Source organism: Pseudomonas sp. M5 (assembly GCF_016907075.1).
Lineage (GTDB): Bacteria > Pseudomonadota > Gammaproteobacteria > Pseudomonadales > Pseudomonadaceae > Aquipseudomonas > Aquipseudomonas putida_E.
This window is the reverse complement of the sequence record NZ_JAFBBH010000001.1, coordinates 2,928,428-2,944,504: the sequence shown is the minus strand read 5'-3', so window position 1 is coordinate 2,944,504 and position 16,077 is coordinate 2,928,428. Positions and strand designations below refer to the sequence as shown.

Genomic DNA, 16,077 nt, shown 5'->3' with positions numbered 1-16,077 from the left:
CGACGCTCCCGGAATTTATTTTTTTCGACACGCGAGGCAGGTAGAAACTGTATCGGCAGCGTCCGGGGTTTTTTGAATGAAAATGCCCGTATTTATTGGGCCTAGGCGCATTTGGCGACTATTCGGTCGGCTTCAGGCTAATATGGCATACCAAGGGTGTGGGCGTGGGGGCCAAATGCGTCAGTGACAGCACTCGCCCCCTTTTGCGAGATCTTTGAGTATCGGGCAGTCAGGCCGGTCATTGCCTTTGCAGTGGGCTACCAGTTCGCTCAAGGTGTCACGCAGGCTGGCCAACTCCTCAATGCGCCGGTTCAGTTCATCGATGTGTTGCAGAGCCAGAGCCTTCACATCAGCGCTGGCGCGTTGCCGGTCCTGCCACAGGGTCAGCAGCTTGCCCACCTCTTCCAGGGAAAACCCCAGGTCGCGTGAGCGCTTGATGAAGGCCAGGCTGTGCAGGTCCTCTGGCTGGTACAGGCGGTAGCCGCTGTCGCTGCGGGTGGCCGGTTTGAGCAGGCCTATGGCTTCGTAATAGCGGATCATCTTGGTGCTGAGCCCGCTGCGGCGGGCGGCCTGGCCGATATTCATGGGGCCTCCTGCGAGGTGCTGGTGGGTTTCCAGGTCTTGAGCCACAAGGCATTGCTCACCACGCTGACGCTGGACAACGCCATGGCGGCGCCAGCCAGTACCGGGTTCAGGTAACCCAGCGCGGCCAGTGGGATGCCGATGAGGTTATAGATGAATGCCCAAAACAGGTTCTGGCGAATTTTCGCATAGGTCTTGCGGCTGATTTCCAGGGCGGCAGGCACCAGGCGTGGGTCGCCACGCATCAGTGTGATGCCGGCTGCCTGCATGGCCACGTCGGTGCCCCCGCCCATGGCGATGCCGATATCGGCGGCGGCAAGCGCTGGGGCATCGTTGATACCGTCGCCGACCATCGCCACCACACCGTGCTTTTTCAGTTCGGCTACCGTGGCGGCCTTGTCGGCTGGCAGCACTTCGGCGTGCACGTCGTCGATGCCTAGGGTATCGGCTACCACCTTGGCGCTGCCGCGATTGTCACCGGTCAGCAGGTGGCTGCTGATATGGCGCTTGCGCAGGGCTGCGATGGCCTGGTCGGCACCGGGCTTGATGCTGTCGCCGAAGGCGAACAGCCCCAGCACGCGAGGTTGTGCGCCTCGTTCAATCAGCCAGGACAGGGTACGGCCTTCGGCTTCCCAGGCCTGTGCTTCTGTGGCGAGGGCGCCGGGTTGCAGGTTGCACTCGTCGAGCAGGCGCCGATTGCCCAGCGCCAGTTCGCGGCCTTCCACCCGGCCAGCGATGCCGCGGCCGGTAAGCGACTGGCTGTCGGCTACCGTGGGAACCTTTAGGCCTTGCTCGGTGCAGGCGTCGAGTACCGCCTTGGCCAAGGGGTGTTCGCTGCCACGTTGCAGGGCCCCCGCCAGGCGGTGCAACTCGGCACTATCACCGACCAGGGCCTGGCTGTGGACAACGCGCGGGCTGCCGGAGGTGAGCGTTCCGGTTTTGTCGAACACCACGCGGTTCACCGCATGTGCGCGCTCCAGCGCCTCGGCGTCCTTGATCAGGATGCCGTGGCGCGCGGCAACGCCTGTACCCGCCATGATCGCTGCAGGTGTGGCCAGGCCAAGGGCGCAAGGGCAGGCAATCACCAGCACGGCGACGGCATTGATCAGCGCGGTCTCCAGGGGGGCGCCGGCCAGCGACCAACCGATCAGGGTCAGCAGTGCGATGACCAGCACGGCCGGGACGAAGATCTGGCTGACCCGGTCCACCAGTTTCTGGATGGGCGCCTTGGCCGCCTGGGCGTCTTCGACCAGGCGGATGATGCGGGCCAGCACGGTTTCTGTGCCCAATGCCCTGGTGCGCACCAGCAGCCGGCCCTCGCCGTTGATCGCGCCGCCGGTAACGCTATCGCCGGGTTGCTTGGGCACTGGCAGGCTCTCGCCGCTGATCAGGGCTTCGTCGGCGTGGCTGCTGCCTTCTTCCACTTCACCATCGACCGGGAAGCGCTCCCCTGGCTTGACCAGCACCAGGTCACCGAGCCGCAATTGGGCAATTGCAACGTCTTCTTCATGGCCATCGAGCACCCTCATTGCGCGCTCTGGGCGCAGCGCTTCGAGGGCCCGTATGGCGCTGGCGGTCTGGCGTTTGGCCCGGCTTTCCAGGTACTTGCCCAGCAACACCAGGGCGATCACCACCGCCGATGCCTCGAAGTACAGGTGCGGGGCCATCCCGGCAGAGGCCTTGGCCCATTGGTACAGGCTAAGACCGTAACCGGCACTGGTGCCCAGCGCGACCAGCAGGTCCATGTTGCCGGTGCCGGCGCGCACAGCCTTGTAGGCCGCCACATAAAAGCGTGCGCCAAGGATGAACTGCACGGGGGTGGCCAGCGCGAATTGCGCCCAGGCCGGCAGCATCCAGTGCAGACCAAACGGTTGAAGCAGCATCGGCAACACCAGGGGCAGGGCCAGCAAAAGGGCAGCGCCGACGGCCAGACGTTCGTTGCGCAGGCGGCGCTGGACGGCTTCCTGGTCATTGTTGACCGACAGCGGCAGGCTGGCACTGTAGCCGGCCTTTTCGACCGCGCCGAGCAGCAGGTTGTCATCAACGCCCTGCAGCACCTGAAGGTGGGCACGTTCGTTGGCAAGGTTGACACTGACCTGCTCAACGCCCGGTAGTTTACCGAGCGCGCGCTCGACACGGCCGACGCAACTGGCGCAGGTCATGCCATCGATCTGTAGCTCTACGGTGCGGGTCGGTACCTCGTATCCGGCGCCGCGCACAGCCTCGACCAGGGCGGGCAGGCTGCCGGCCGGGGCCTGGACCCTGGCCTGTTCGTTGGCGAGGTTGACGCTGACCTGTTCAGCGCCGCTGACCTTGCGCAAAGCGCGCTCGACACGGCCAGCACAGCTGGCGCAGGTCATGCCGGCGATCGGCAGGTCGAATACAGTGGATGCGGGCATGGCTCTCCTCCTTGGACAGGCCACCAGCATCAACCTTGCCATGTGGGGAAGGTCAATAGTCCAGGTTGGCTCGCCTCAGTACCAGCCCATTGTGGCCCATGGCAATGCGGTACTTGTTGATCTGGCCCGCCTGCAGGGTCAGTCGCGTGCTGCGCTGGTCTTCCAGGCCGGGCGCGCAGCCGGGCATCTGCCCCGGCAGCAGGCGCAAGCGTACATCAACAGGGCCGGGCGGCAGGTTGAAAGAGGTCGACTGTTCCTGGAACACGCGCCCGGAAAGCTGGTCGTTGAGGTAGACACCGATTTCGCAGCTGGTGGCCACTTCCAGGCGTTCGCGTGAAATGATCAGCACGCTGTAGTCCGAGTTGCCTTCGGCGCTTGCCGGTGGCACCGCGGCCAGCGTGCCCAATAGCCCGACAACGCCCAGTGCTGTCCTGAACATGAAGAATCTCCTGCTTGCCGAATCGTCAAAGGCGCAGCTTGGCCGAGGTTGGTGCGGATTTCCAGCCCGGCCGTTGGATGCAGAACTTGACCTTGCCCCGATGGCAAGCTTGAAACTGAGTTAAACCCTGAAGGAGGCAACACCCATGCAAGTGTTCAACGTACAAGGCATGACTTGTGGCCACTGCGTTAAGGCGGTGACCCGCGCGGTGCAGGAACAGGATGCAAACGCCCAGGTCGAGGTCGACCTGGCCGGCAAGCAGGTGCGTGTGCAGAGCGCTCTGGGTGCTGAGCAGTTGCTGGCTGCGATTCGTGAAGAGGGCTACCAGGCTGAGGTGGCTTGAGTTGGAAGGGGCCGTGTTTGCGGCCCTGTTTTGTTGCAAATGTTTTCATGCTGATACTGTCCACTGCAGGTAGACTTACGCACTTGCTTAGCCTGCTATGGATTCCTGATGAACCTGCGAATGGTGCTTATCCTGGGCGCACTCAGTGCGTTCGGGCCGCTGGCGATCGACTTCTACCTGCCCGCCTTCCCGGCCATGGCGCAGGCGTTCGCCACCGACGAAAAACATGTCCAGACCACTCTGGCTGCCTACTTCCTCGGCTTGTCGCTGGGGCAACTGGCCTATGGGCCGATGGCCGACCGCTTTGGCCGGCGCAAACCGCTGCTGTTCGGCGTAGCGCTGTTTACCCTGGCGTCGCTGGCCTGTGCCTACGCGCCTAACCTCGACACGCTGATCCTGGCACGCTTCGTCCAGGCGTTGGGCGGCTGCGCCGGCATGGTGTTGTCACGGGCCATCGTCAGCGACAAGTGCGACCCGGTGGCGTCGGCCAAAGTGTTCTCACAACTGATGCTGGTGATGGGGTTGGCGCCCATTCTGGCGCCGATGCTCGGCGGCGTACTGGTTAACCTGGCTGGTTGGCAGTCGATTTTCCTGACATTGAGCCTGTTCAGCGCTGCTTGCCTGGTGGCGGTCGGCCTGGGGTTGCCCGAGAGCTTACCCGCGCATATGCCACGCCAGCCTTTATCCGGCGCATTGCGCCAGTACGTGCGGTTGTTGGCTGACCGCACGTTCTTTGGCCATGCCCTTACAGGGGGGATCGCCATCGCAGGTATGTTTGCCTACATCGCGGGTTCACCTTTCGTGTTCATCAAGCTCTACGGTGTGCCGGCCGAACACTACGGCTGGCTGTTCGGTACCAATGCGGCAGGTTTCATCCTGGTGGCGCAGATCAACGCGCGCATGCTGGCTAAGCGTGGTCCGGCCTTCCTGCTGGTGCGTGCCGTCTGGCTGTACCTGGTCGCGGCCCTGGCGTTGCTCGCTGTAGCAGCGCTGCGCCCGGCTGAACTATGGCCATTGCTGGTGCCGCTGTTCATCTGCATCGCCAGCCTGGGCTGCATCATCCCCAATGCTTCGGCGTGCGCCATGAGCGGCCAGGGCGCACGCGCCGGCAGCGCCTCGGCCTTGATGGGGTGCCTGCAATTCAGCGTTGCCGCAGGCGCGGCAGCTTTGGTCAGCCTGCTGCACGACGGCAGTGCAGTGCCCATGGCGTTGGTAATCAGCCTGTGCGGGGCACTGGTGGTCAGTGTTGCGCTGTTGACCCGGCGCTTGCAGGCCACGCGTCCGGCTTGAGCGGGTGAGGCGCGCGCAAACGGGCTTCCAGCGTGACGACGAAGGCACGTGCTTCTGCTTCGCTGCGGAAGCTCACCACATGCTGGTCGAGCCTGACCTCCCAGGGGCAGTTGGGGTTGCGGTTGGACGCACTGACGATAATCTCCATCGCGGCATACCTCCGAATGGTGGGGAGAGCGGGTCAAGTGTAGCGCTGCGGTTACGTGGTGCCAGGGCATGAATGGTTGTCCTGACTGGCGGTCAGGGCATTTTCCGGCAGGGGCGTCGGACGCTTCCAGATGCAATTTCTGCAGGGTGTCGAACCTTCGCTTTTATTTGCGCTATTTATGGAACGGCGCTGTCGGCAGAGTCGCTGCCCGCACGGGGCCATTCTTCCTCGTGCGTTGTTTCTTCCCCTTTATTTCGCGGTCTGATGCCTGTCACCTAAAACTGAGGCGGGGGCCGTTCGCCTATCTCAATGGATCAAGGGTTGCCCTACCCATCCCCCTTTGACCCACAGGTCTGTCTGCACGGCTGCTAGAGCGGGCTTTCATGCGGCTTATACTGACCCCGGTGCCAGGCCGGTAGCAGCTAGGGGGCAATCGGCGTTGCCAATGTTGGCCATTGGAATTCAGATGTGATCTTGCAGGGAGTTAAAGGGACATGAATACAGTCAGCAGTATCAGTCAGATTGCCGGCCTGATGGCCGACCCCAAGCGGAGCGCCATGTTGTGGGCGCTGATTGATGGCACGCCGCGACCGACCGATGAGCTGGCGATGATGGCTGGGTTGACCTCCTCCTCGGCCTGCGCCCATTTGTCATTGCTGTCTTCGGCAGGCCTGCTCAGGCTTGAGGCGCGCGGTCGCAAGCGTTACTTCCGGCTGGCGACGCCCCAGGTGGGCGCAGCCGTAGAAGCCTTGGCCAGTGTGCAACTGGGTAATGACAGGGGCGCGCAGGCCAAGCCGCTGCCGATGCCAATGTCGATGCGCCGGGCGCGTCGCTGCGCTGATCACCTGGGCGGCGAGCTGGCCGGTGAGCTCTATCACCGATTGGTGGTAGCAGGCTGGCTGGAGGGCAGCGTGCATCAGATGATGGTCAGTGAGAAGGGCCGGGCGCAGTTGGCAAGCATTGGCGTCTATATCGATGCACTGGCACCTCAGCAGCAGCGCGGTTGCGTGATCTGCCACTGTAATGAGTGGAGCGACCAGGGGCCTCATCTTGGCGGTAGCCTGGGGCAGGCCTTGCTCACCTTGTTCCTGCAATCGGGATGGATACGTGAGGCCGAGAATACGCGGGCATTGCAGATCTCGGCCCTGGGGATTCAGCAGATCAATCGCATTGCCCGCGTTCCGACGTTGCAGGTGGGGTAACCGCAACGCCGTGTCCGGTCAGACCAACCGTGCGTCCAGGCTGTTCTGCGCGAGGCGGCGAGCCTGGTCTTCGGTCATGCCCAGGTGAGTGTGCAAGGCATGGAAGTTTTCGGTGACGTAGCCGCCGAAGTAGGCGGGGTCATCCGAGTTCACGGTCACTTTCACGCCGCGCTCGAGCATGTCGAGGATGTTGTGCTGGCTCATGTGGTCGAACACACAGAGTTTGGTATTGGACAGTGGGCACACGGTGAGCGGGATCTGCTCGTCGATGATGCGTTGCATCAGGCGCTCGTCTTCCATGGCGCGCACGCCATGGTCGATGCGCTTGATCTTGAGCAGGTCGAGGGCTTCCCAGATGTACTCGGGTGGTCCTTCCTCGCCAGCGTGGGCCACGGCCTCGAAGCCTTCGCTGCGGGCACGGTCGAAGACGCGCTGGAACTTGCTCGGCGGGTGGCCTTTCTCGGAGCTGTCCAGGCCTACCGCGATGAACGCGTCGCGGAAGGGCAGGGCCTGGTCCAAGGTTTTCTGTGCTTCTTCTTCGCTCAGGTGGCGCAGGAAGCTCAGGATGAGGCCGCTGCTGATACCCAGCTGCTCACGACCATCCTTGAGTGCCTGGTTGATACCATTGAGCACCACTTCGAACGGGATGCCACGGTCAGTGTGGGTCTGTGGGTCGAAGAACGGTTCGGTGTGGATGACATTCTGCGCCTTGCAGCGCTGCAGGTAGGCCCAGGTCAGGTCGTAGAAGTCCTGCTCAGTGCGCAGCACGTCCGCACCTTGGTAATAAAGGTCGAGGAATTCCTGCAGATTGTTGAAGGCGTAAGCGCTACGCAGGGCTTCGACGTCGTTCCAGGGCAGGGCGATCTTGTTGCGCTCGGCCAGGGCGAACAGCAGCTCGGGTTCCAGTGAGCCTTCCAGGTGCAGGTGCAGTTCAGCCTTGGGCAGGGCGTTCAACCATTCATACATAGTGGGTGTTCTCAAATCAGGTACGGTTGCCGCCATTCTACAGGGCCAGGCCGGGCATTGCGCCCGGCCTGGCCCTGCATTGTTTCAACCACTGATCAGGTTCAACTCACCAGACCAGCGATTCGCCCTTGTAGTTGATGAAGCGCAGCCCGCCGTTGCCGCTTTGCGCCTTGATCTGTTCGAGCATGCCTTGGGTACTGGTGAGCACGTCGATTTCGGCGTTCTCGCCGCCCATGTCGGTCTTTACCCAACCCGGGTGCATGGCCAATACGCAAAGGCCAGGTCGCTGCAGATCGACCACGAAGCTGTTGATCATCGAGTTCAGGGCGGCCTTGCTGGCCTTGTACAGGCAGACCTCGCCACCGTCGGGGATGGTCACGCTACCCAGGATCGAGCTCATGAACGCCAACACGCCCGAGCCTTCACGCACCTGGCCGGCCAGGCGTCGGGCGACGCGGATCGGCGCCACGGCGTTGGTCATGAACAGGTCGCCGATTTCACTGCGCTGCACGGTTTCCAGGTCCTGCGGCAGCGGCCCCATGACGCCGGCATTGACGAACACCAGGTCGAAGACTTCGCCATGCAGGCGCTGCTTCAGGCCATCGAGCTGTGCGGTGTCGTTCATTTCCAGCTGCTCGACGCGCACCCCAGGCACTTCGCCGAGTGCGCCGGTTTTTTGCGGGTCACGCACCGTGGCTGTAATGTTCCAGCCATCTTCGTGAAGGCGCTGCACCAGGCCAAGGCCAAGCCCGCGGGAGGCGCCGATGATGAGGGCAGTTCGTGGAGTGGTCATAGGAGCATTCCTGTCGCGGTAGAAGAAAAGGATTTGAGCATACTTCAGCCTGGCGTCATGCGCCGCATCAACACTGGTCAAGAAATGAGCAACGGCGTTTGGCTGTGTGCGCCCGGGTGCTTCGCTTGTTGGCTAACGGGTTATCCACAGGCTATTCCACAGTTAATGTGTGCAAACTACCAAGCGGCCGTAGTGTTATACGCTTGACGATTGGGGATAACTCTTGACAGCTCAGCGGGTCGAGCTTTTCATCATGCAGTGATCAAAAAACGCTCAATGCTCTGCAGGCCTTGATGGGCGTGGCCTGCATCAGAGTGCCCCAAGCTTATCCACAGGCAGGCCCACAGTTGTTGTGGGCAAAGGTCAGCAGGCTTCCAAGAGGATGCGCCCGCGGCTGAGGTCGGCCAGTTGCTGTTGCAGCGCGCCGATGTGTGCTTCGCCTACCGCAATGTGCAGATCCACCCCGTTGGCGGTGAATCGTTCTTCCAGCACCAACGCGTCGACTTCTGCCAGGCGCAGTTTGACCAGGGCCAGTTCGCTGAAGCTGCAGCTGCAGCGGTACTCGCTGCGTTGCACCAGCAGCCTTTTCGGCGCCTGCTGCAGGCACTTGTTGGCACCGCCACCATAAGCCCGGGCCAGGCCGCCGGTGCCTAGCTGGATGCCGCCGTACCAGCGGATCACCAATACCACGACCTGGTCACAGTCCTGGGCTTCGATAGCAGCCAGGATTGGCCTGCCGGCCGTGCCGCCGGGTTCGCCGTCATCGCTGCTGCGGTATTGCCCGCCCAGCTTCCAGGCCCAGCAGTTGTGCGTGGCAGCCGGGTCGCTATGGCGTTCAATGAAACCCATCGCCTCGGCGGCACTGGATATCGGGCCGGCGAGGGTAATGAAGCGGCTTTTGCGGATTTCCTCGCGAAACTCGCAGAGGTCGAGCAGGGTAGAAGGCATAAGTCGATGTCAGGCACTCGGCGCGATGCCGCACCCCTTGAGGATGATGTGGATAAGGTTGTTGCTCGCATCTTCCATGTCTTGCTTGGTCAGGCGGCTGCGGCCGGTCACCTGGCAGATCTGGGTGGCGAAGTCGGCATAGTGCTGGGTGCTGCCCCATAGCAGGAATATCAGGTGAACCGGGTCTACCGGGTCCATCTTGCCTGCCGCGATCCAGGCCTCGAACACCGCCGCCCGGCCCCGGAACCACTCGCGGTAGTCGGCGCTGAAGTACTCGGTCAGGCAAGTGCCTCCGCTGATCACCTCCATGGCGAAGATCCGCGAGGCTTGCGGATTGCGCCGGGAGAATTCCATCTTGGTGCGGATGTAATGGCTCAACGCAGCACCGGGGTCGTCATCAACGCTCAAGGCGTTGAAGGTGCTGTCCCAGAGCTCGATGATGTTGCTCAACACGGCAATGTACAGGCCGAGCTTGTTGGTGAAGTAGTAATGCAGGTTGGCCTTGGGCAAACCGGCCTTCAGCGCAATGGTGTTCATGCTGGTGCCCTTGAAGCCATGGCGGGCGAACTCGTCTTCGGCGGCCTGGATGATGGCCTGTTCGTTCTTCTGGCGGATGCGGCCAGCGGGCTTGCCCGAGGCGGATAGGCGATGCGCAGGGACTTCTAGGGTCATGGACGATTCCGTACAGGTCTGTGGCAACGGATGTCGGACAAGATTACCTTCCTGCGCTCAAGTAACAAGCATTAGCGTCACAAGCAGGCATCAGCGTGTCGCAGCCAGGCTTTCAAGGAAGCTTTCCAGTACCAGGTTCGGCCGCCGGCCCTTGCGCGTTACCCAGCTCAGGCTCAGGTCATAGAAGCGCTGCGAGGGCTTGAGGGCGCGCAGGCGACCTTGCTGAACCCAGAACGTGGCGTAGTGGTCGGGCAGGTAGCCGATGTAGCGGCCGGTAAGGATCAGAAATGCCATGCCCTCACGGTCCGAGGCGCTGGCGGTGCAGTTCAGGGCCTGATAATGGGCCTGAATTTCGGCGGGCAAGCGGAAGGTCGGAGCGATCGCCTCCTGGCTGTTGAGGCGGGCTTCGTCGATCTGTTGATCGTCGGCATAGAACAGCGGATGGCCAACCGCGCAATAGAGCAGCGAGCGTTCGCTGTACAGCGGTTGGTACTCAAGGCCGGATAGCGGGCTGGTCTGCGGCACCACGCCGACATGCAGGCTGCCATCGAGCACACCCTGCTCGACCTGGCTTGGGGCGATCATGCGGATCTGGATGCGCACCTCGGGGCCGCGATCCTTGAGTTCGGCCAATGCATGGGTGATGCGCATGTGCGGCAGGGTCACCAGGTTATCGGTCAGGCCGATGTTCAGCTCCCCGCGCAGATGCTGGTGCAGGCCGTTGACTTCGGTACGGAAGGTTTCCAGCGCGCTGAGCAGTTGCAGCGCCGAATGGTAGACCTCGCGGCCCTCCTCGGTCAGCGAAAAACCGGCGCGGCCACGCTGGCACAGGCGCAGGCCCAGGCGTTGCTCCAGGTCATTCATCTGCTGGCTGATGGCCGAGCGGCCAATGCCCAGCACGTTTTCGGCAGCCGAGAAGCCGCCGCACTCGACCACGCTGCGGTAGATCTTCAGCAGGCGGATGTCGAAATCGCTGACTTGGGCGAGTGGGTCGGGACGTCGGCTCATAAGTTTAGTCTTGCGCTACCTGAAGATTAGAAATGTAGTCTTTTTCAGACTTTATCCACGTGCGAATTTAGCTGCAACAACATCCATCGTTGCCTATTCGTTTTTCGAGGAACCGCCGATGAACATGCCCGAGACCGCTCCTGCCGGTATCGCAAGCCAGCTCAAGCTGGATGCGCACTGGATGCCTTACACCGCCAACCGCAATTTCCATCGCGACCCACGGCTGATCGTGGCGGCCGAAGGCAATTACCTGGTCGATGACAAAGGGCGCAGGATCTTCGATGCCTTGTCGGGCCTGTGGACCTGTGGTGCCGGGCATACCCGCAAGGAAATCACCGAAGCGGTTGCACGTCAGCTCGGCACCCTGGATTACTCCCCTGCCTTCCAGTTCGGTCACCCGCTTTCGTTCCAGTTGGCCGAGAAGATCACCGCGCTGACCCCCGGTGACCTGAATCACGTCTTCTATACCAACTCCGGTTCCGAGTGCGCCGATACCGCGCTGAAGATGGTCCGCGCCTACTGGCGCCTGAAGGGCCAGGCCACCAAGACCAAAATCATTGGCCGTGCCCGTGGTTACCACGGTGTGAACATCGCTGGTACCAGCCTGGGTGGCGTAAACGGCAACCGTAAGATGTTTGGCCAGCTGCTGGACGTCGACCATTTGCCGCACACTGTGCTGCCGGTCAATGCCTTCTCCAAAGGCCTGCCGGAAGAGGGCGGCATCGCCCTGGCTGATGAAATGCTCAAGCTGATCGAACTGCACGATGCTTCGAACATCGCTGCTGTTATTGTCGAGCCGCTTGCGGGTTCGGCTGGTGTACTGCCGCCGCCGAAGGGCTATCTGAAGCGCCTGCGTGAAATCTGCACCCAGCACAATATTCTGCTGATCTTCGACGAAGTGATCACCGGCTTCGGCCGCATGGGTGCGATGACGGGGGCCGAGGCCTTTGGCGTGACCCCTGACCTTATGTGCATCGCCAAGCAGGTCACCAACGGCGCCATTCCGATGGGCGCGGTAATCGCCAGCAGCGAGATCTACCAGACCTTCATGAACCAGCCGACCCCGGAATACGCTGTGGAATTCCCGCACGGCTATACCTACTCGGCCCACCCGGTAGCCTGTGCCGCCGGTATCGCCGCGCTGGACCTGCTGCAGAAGGAAAATCTGGTGCAGTCCGCCGCCGAGCTGGCGCCGCACTTCGAGAAGCTGTTGCACGGCGTGAAGGGCACCAAGAACGTCGTCGATATCCGTAACTACGGCCTGGCCGGCGCGATCCAGATCGCTGCCCGCGATGGCGATGCCATTGTCCGTCCGTATGAAGCCGCGATGAAGCTGTGGCAAGCCGGCTTCTACGTGCGCTTCGGCGGCGACACCTTGCAGTTTGGCCCAACGTTCAATACACAGCCGCAGGAACTGGACCGTCTGTTCGACGCGGTCGGTGAAGCGCTGAACAAGATCGACTGATCTTTCCGATTCTGACGTAAGGCGCGTGAGCTGTTTGCGCGCCAGCATCAACCTTCTTTATCTGGAGTTTTGCATGAGCATTGTTCAGCACCTGATCCACGGCGAGCTGGTTTCCAAGGGTGAGCGCACCGCCGATGTCTTCAACCCGTCCACTGGCCAGGCAGTACGCAAGGTCGAGCTGGCCAGCCGCGCGACCGTTCAGGAAGCGATCGACTCTGCCAAGGCTGCATTCCCGGCCTGGCGCAACACCCCGCCGGCCAAGCGTGCCCAGGTGATGTTCCGCTTCAAGCAACTGCTGGAGCAGAACGAAGCACGCATCTCGCAGATGATCAGCGAAGAGCATGGCAAGACGCTGGAAGACGCGGCAGGCGAACTCAAGCGCGGTATCGAGAACGTCGAGTTCGCCTGCGCAGCGCCTGAGGTGCTCAAGGGTGAATACAGCCGTAACGTCGGCCCGAACATCGATGCCTGGTCCGACTTCCAGCCGCTGGGCGTGGTCGCCGGTATTACGCCGTTCAACTTCCCGGCCATGGTCCCCCTGTGGATGTACCCGTTGGCCATCGCTTGCGGTAACGCCTTTATCCTCAAGCCGTCCGAGCGTGACCCGAGTTCGACCTTGTACATTGCCCAGTTGCTGCTGGAGGCCGGCCTGCCCAAGGGTATCCTCAACGTGGTGCACGGTGACAAGGAAGCTGTGGACGCGCTGATCGAGGCGCCGGAAGTGAAAGCGCTGAGCTTTGTTGGCTCGACCCCGATCGCCGAGTACATTTATGCCGAAGGCACCAAGCGCGGCAAGCGCGTGCAAGCCTTGGGTGGCGCGAAGAACCACGCAGTGCTGATGCCGGATGCCGACCTGGACAACGCCGTCAGCGCACTGATGGGCGCTGCCTACGGTTCGTGCGGCGAGCGTTGCATGGCTATTTCGGTGGCGGTGTGTGTGGGCGACCAGGTTGCCGATGCGCTGATCGCCAAGCTGGAGCCGCAGATCAAGGCGCTCAAGATCGGTGCCGGCACCTCGTGCGGCCTGGACATGGGGCCGCTGGTGACTGCTGCTGCCCGTGACAAGGTAGTGGGGTACATCGATGACGGTGTTTCTGCTGGCGCCAAGCTGGTGGTGGATGGCCGTGGTTTCCGTGTGGCGGGTAATGAAGACGGCTACTTCGTGGGTGGCACCCTGTTCGACAAGGTGACGCCAGAGATGCGCATCTATAAAGAAGAGATCTTCGGCCCTGTGCTGTGCGTGGTGCGTGTGAACAGCCTGGAGCAGGCCATGCAGCTGATCAATGATCACGAGTATGGTAACGGGACCTGTATCTTTACCCGTGATGGTGAGGCGGCACGCCTGTTCTGTGACGAGATCGAAGTGGGCATGGTTGGTGTGAACGTGCCGCTGCCGGTGCCTGTGGCGTACCACAGCTTTGGTGGCTGGAAGCGCTCGCTGTTTGGCGACCTGCATGCTTATGGCCCGGATGGGGTACGGTTCTATACCCGTCGCAAGGCGATTACCCAGCGCTGGCCGCAGCGTGCGAGCCATGAGGCGTCGCAATTTGCCTTCCCTAGCCTTTAAAGCGTGAGAAGCGAAGCGGGGAGGCCGACAGGCCTCCCCGCTTTGTTTTAGGCGATATCAAGGTTTATTGAAATTAAGCCTTGACGGGCGTTCGAATCCCCTTATAATGCGCCCCACTTCCAGCGTAGTCGGAACGAGAAACTCCTTGAAATTCAAAGAGTTGCTTAATCCAGGTGGTGCTGGTGGTGCTTCGATCGCCTGATCGATAGCGGTGAAATGGTGGTTGACAGCGCTTCTAAACGCTGTATGATTCGCCTCCCGCTACGAGAGATCGCAGCGAGCCAAGTGTTTGAAGCTAAACGAGTTTCTCGCAAAAAACTTCAAAATAAACGCTTGACAGGCTCTGAGGAAAGCGTAGAATACGCGCCTCGGTTGAGACGAAAAGCTCTTAACCAAACGCTCTTTAACAAATCGAATCAAGCAATTCGTGTGGGTGCTTGTGAGTACGGACTGATAGTCAGAAAGATTATCAGCATCACAAGTGACCATGCGAGAAATCACATAGTCATTTGAGATTGCTGAGCCAAGTTTAGGGTTTCTTAAAAACCCAAGCAGTATTGAACTGAAGAGTTTGATCATGGCTCAGATTGAACGCTGGCGGCAGGCCTAACACATGCAAGTCGAGCGGATGACGGGAGCTTGCTCCTTGATTCAGCGGCGGACGGGTGAGTAATGCCTAGGAATCTGCCTGGTAGTGGGGGACAACGTTTCGAAAGGAACGCTAATACCGCATACGTCCTACGGGAGAAAGCAGGGGACCTTCGGGCCTTGCGCTATCAGATGAGCCTAGGTCGGATTAGCTAGTTGGTGAGGTAATGGCTCACCAAGGCAACGATCCGTAACTGGTCTGAGAGGATGATCAGTCACACTGGAACTGAGACACGGTCCAGACTCCTACGGGAGGCAGCAGTGGGGAATATTGGACAATGGGCGAAAGCCTGATCCAGCCATGCCGCGTGTGTGAAGAAGGTCTTCGGATTGTAAAGCACTTTAAGTTGGGAGGAAGGGCATTAACCTAATACGTTAGTGTTTTGACGTTACCGACAGAATAAGCACCGGCTAACTCTGTGCCAGCAGCCGCGGTAATACAGAGGGTGCAAGCGTTAATCGGAATTACTGGGCGTAAAGCGCGCGTAGGTGGTTTGTTAAGTTGGATGTGAAAGCCCCGGGCTCAACCTGGGAACTGCATCCAAAACTGGCAAGCTAGAGTACAGTAGAGGGTGGTGGAATTTCCTGTGTAGCGGTGAAATGCGTAGATATAGGAAGGAACACCAGTGGCGAAGGCGACCACCTGGACTGATACTGACACTGAGGTGCGAAAGCGTGGGGAGCAAACAGGATTAGATACCCTGGTAGTCCACGCCGTAAACGATGTCAACTAGCCGTTGGAATCCTTGAGATTTTAGTGGCGCAGCTAACGCATTAAGTTGACCGCCTGGGGAGTACGGCCGCAAGGTTAAAACTCAAATGAATTGACGGGGGCCCGCACAAGCGGTGGAGCATGTGGTTTAATTCGAAGCAACGCGAAGAACCTTACCAGGCCTTGACATGCAGAGAACTTTCCAGAGATGGATTGGTGCCTTCGGGAACTCTGACACAGGTGCTGCATGGCTGTCGTCAGCTCGTGTCGTGAGATGTTGGGTTAAGTCCCGTAACGAGCGCAACCCTTGTCCTTAGTTACCAGCACGTTATGGTGGGCACTCTAAGGAGACTGCCGGTGACAAACCGGAGGAAGGTGGGGATGACGTCAAGTCATCATGGCCCTTACGGCCTGGGCTACACACGTGCTACAATGGTCGGTACAGAGGGTTGCCAAGCCGCGAGGTGGAGCTAATCTCACAAAACCGATCGTAGTCCGGATCGCAGTCTGCAACTCGACTGCGTGAAGTCGGAATCGCTAGTAATCGCGAATCAGAATGTCGCGGTGAATACGTTCCCGGGCCTTGTACACACCGCCCGTCACACCATGGGAGTGGGTTGCACCAGAAGTAGCTAGTCTAACCTTCGGGAGGACGGTTACCACGGTGTGATTCATGACTGGGGTGAAGTCGTAACAAGGTAGCCGTAGGGGAACCTGCGGCTGGATCACCTCCTTAATCGACGACATCAGCCTGCTGATGAGCTCCCACACGAATTGCTTGATTCATTGTCGAAGACGATCAAGACCCTATATAGGTCTGTAGCTCAGTTGGTTAGAGCGCACCCCTGATAAGGGTGAGGTCGGCAGTTCAAATCTGCCCAGACCTACCAATATG

General features: G+C 60.6%; 14 protein-coding genes, 1 tRNA gene and 1 rRNA gene. 7 read left to right on the top strand and 9 right to left on the bottom strand.

What is annotated here, in order from left to right; all coding sequences use genetic code 11:
* Positions 1 to 180: 180 nt before the first annotated feature.
* Genes cueR through JOE27_RS13425 form a run of 3 tightly spaced genes read right to left on the bottom strand, consistent with a single transcriptional unit; the run spans position 181 to position 3,420 of the window.
* A complete protein-coding gene (cueR, locus tag JOE27_RS13435; RefSeq protein WP_174142006.1) occupies positions 181 to 585 on the bottom strand; it encodes a Cu(I)-responsive transcriptional regulator in 405 nt (134 codons plus the stop codon).
* A complete protein-coding gene (locus JOE27_RS13430) occupies positions 582 to 2,981 on the bottom strand; it encodes a heavy metal translocating P-type ATPase (RefSeq protein WP_204918958.1) in 2,400 nt (799 codons plus the stop codon). The genes cueR and JOE27_RS13430 overlap by 4 nt, the downstream gene beginning before the upstream one ends.
* 52 nt (positions 2,982 to 3,033) lie before the next feature.
* Complete coding sequence (locus JOE27_RS13425) at positions 3,034 to 3,420, bottom strand: hypothetical protein (protein ID WP_046787864.1); 387 nt, start codon at positions 3,418 to 3,420, stop codon at positions 3,034 to 3,036.
* Positions 3,421 to 3,565: 145 nt separating this feature from the next.
* Between JOE27_RS13425 and JOE27_RS13420 the strand changes: the two genes are divergently transcribed.
* Together JOE27_RS13420 and JOE27_RS13415 are read left to right on the top strand one after the other, a co-directional pair.
* Positions 3,566 to 3,763 (top strand): cation transporter, encoded by a 198-nt coding sequence (locus tag JOE27_RS13420; protein ID WP_046787865.1) that lies wholly within the window; start codon positions 3,566 to 3,568, stop codon positions 3,761 to 3,763.
* A 108-nt stretch (positions 3,764 to 3,871) separates the two neighbouring features.
* Complete coding sequence (locus JOE27_RS13415; protein WP_115273815.1) at positions 3,872 to 5,053, top strand: multidrug effflux MFS transporter; 1,182 nt, start codon at positions 3,872 to 3,874, stop codon at positions 5,051 to 5,053.
* Here the strand turns inward: JOE27_RS13415 and JOE27_RS24865 are convergent.
* A complete protein-coding gene (locus JOE27_RS24865; protein ID WP_080952191.1) occupies positions 5,004 to 5,201 on the bottom strand; it encodes a hypothetical protein in 198 nt (65 codons plus the stop codon). The two genes, JOE27_RS13415 and JOE27_RS24865, sit on opposite strands and share 50 nt — an antisense overlap.
* Positions 5,202 to 5,695: 494 nt before the next feature.
* Between JOE27_RS24865 and JOE27_RS13410 the strand changes: the two genes are divergently transcribed.
* Entirely contained in the window at positions 5,696 to 6,403 is a 708-nt protein-coding gene (locus JOE27_RS13410) for a helix-turn-helix transcriptional regulator (protein WP_046787867.1), read from the top strand.
* A gap of 18 nt (positions 6,404 to 6,421) precedes the next feature.
* Here the strand turns inward: JOE27_RS13410 and JOE27_RS13405 are convergent, their stop codons facing one another.
* The 5 genes from JOE27_RS13405 to JOE27_RS13385 all read right to left on the bottom strand — a co-directional run bounded on the left by JOE27_RS13405 (position 6,422) and on the right by JOE27_RS13385 (position 10,790).
* A complete protein-coding gene (locus tag JOE27_RS13405; protein ID WP_119687808.1) occupies positions 6,422 to 7,369 on the bottom strand; it encodes an adenosine deaminase in 948 nt (315 codons plus the stop codon).
* 106 nt (positions 7,370 to 7,475) lie between these two features.
* Complete coding sequence (locus tag JOE27_RS13400) at positions 7,476 to 8,162, bottom strand: SDR family oxidoreductase (protein ID WP_115273817.1); 687 nt, start codon at positions 8,160 to 8,162, stop codon at positions 7,476 to 7,478.
* 363 nt (positions 8,163 to 8,525) lie between these two features.
* The gene (locus JOE27_RS13395; RefSeq protein WP_119687807.1) at positions 8,526 to 9,110 is read right to left on the bottom strand and encodes a YigZ family protein; all 585 of its coding nucleotides are present in this window, start codon (positions 9,108 to 9,110) and stop codon (positions 8,526 to 8,528) included.
* 9 nt (positions 9,111 to 9,119) lie between these two features.
* Positions 9,120 to 9,782, bottom strand: a complete 663-nt coding sequence (locus JOE27_RS13390) for a TetR/AcrR family transcriptional regulator (RefSeq protein WP_046787871.1) — start codon at positions 9,780 to 9,782, stop codon at positions 9,120 to 9,122.
* Positions 9,783 to 9,872: 90 nt separating this feature from the next.
* Positions 9,873 to 10,790 carry a LysR family transcriptional regulator gene (locus JOE27_RS13385; protein WP_012316368.1) on the bottom strand — a complete coding sequence of 306 codons (918 nt, stop codon included), beginning with the start codon at positions 10,788 to 10,790 and terminating at the stop codon, positions 9,873 to 9,875.
* 118 nt (positions 10,791 to 10,908) lie between these two features.
* Here JOE27_RS13385 and JOE27_RS13380 point away from each other — a divergent pair, with 118 nt between their 5' ends.
* The 4 genes from JOE27_RS13380 to JOE27_RS13365 all read left to right on the top strand — a co-directional run bounded on the left by JOE27_RS13380 (position 10,909) and on the right by JOE27_RS13365 (position 16,072).
* Positions 10,909 to 12,255 (top strand): aspartate aminotransferase family protein, encoded by a 1,347-nt coding sequence (locus tag JOE27_RS13380; RefSeq protein ID WP_115273819.1) that lies wholly within the window; start codon positions 10,909 to 10,911, stop codon positions 12,253 to 12,255.
* 73 nt (positions 12,256 to 12,328) lie between these two features.
* On the top strand, positions 12,329 to 13,822 hold the full coding sequence (locus tag JOE27_RS13375) for a CoA-acylating methylmalonate-semialdehyde dehydrogenase (RefSeq protein ID WP_119687806.1): 1,494 nt from the start codon (positions 12,329 to 12,331) through the stop codon (positions 13,820 to 13,822).
* 559 nt (positions 13,823 to 14,381) lie between these two features.
* A 16S ribosomal RNA gene (locus tag JOE27_RS13370) occupies positions 14,382 to 15,918 on the top strand.
* 77 nt (positions 15,919 to 15,995) lie between these two features.
* A tRNA-Ile gene (locus JOE27_RS13365) sits at positions 15,996 to 16,072 on the top strand.
* Positions 16,073 to 16,077 lie beyond the last annotated feature (5 nt).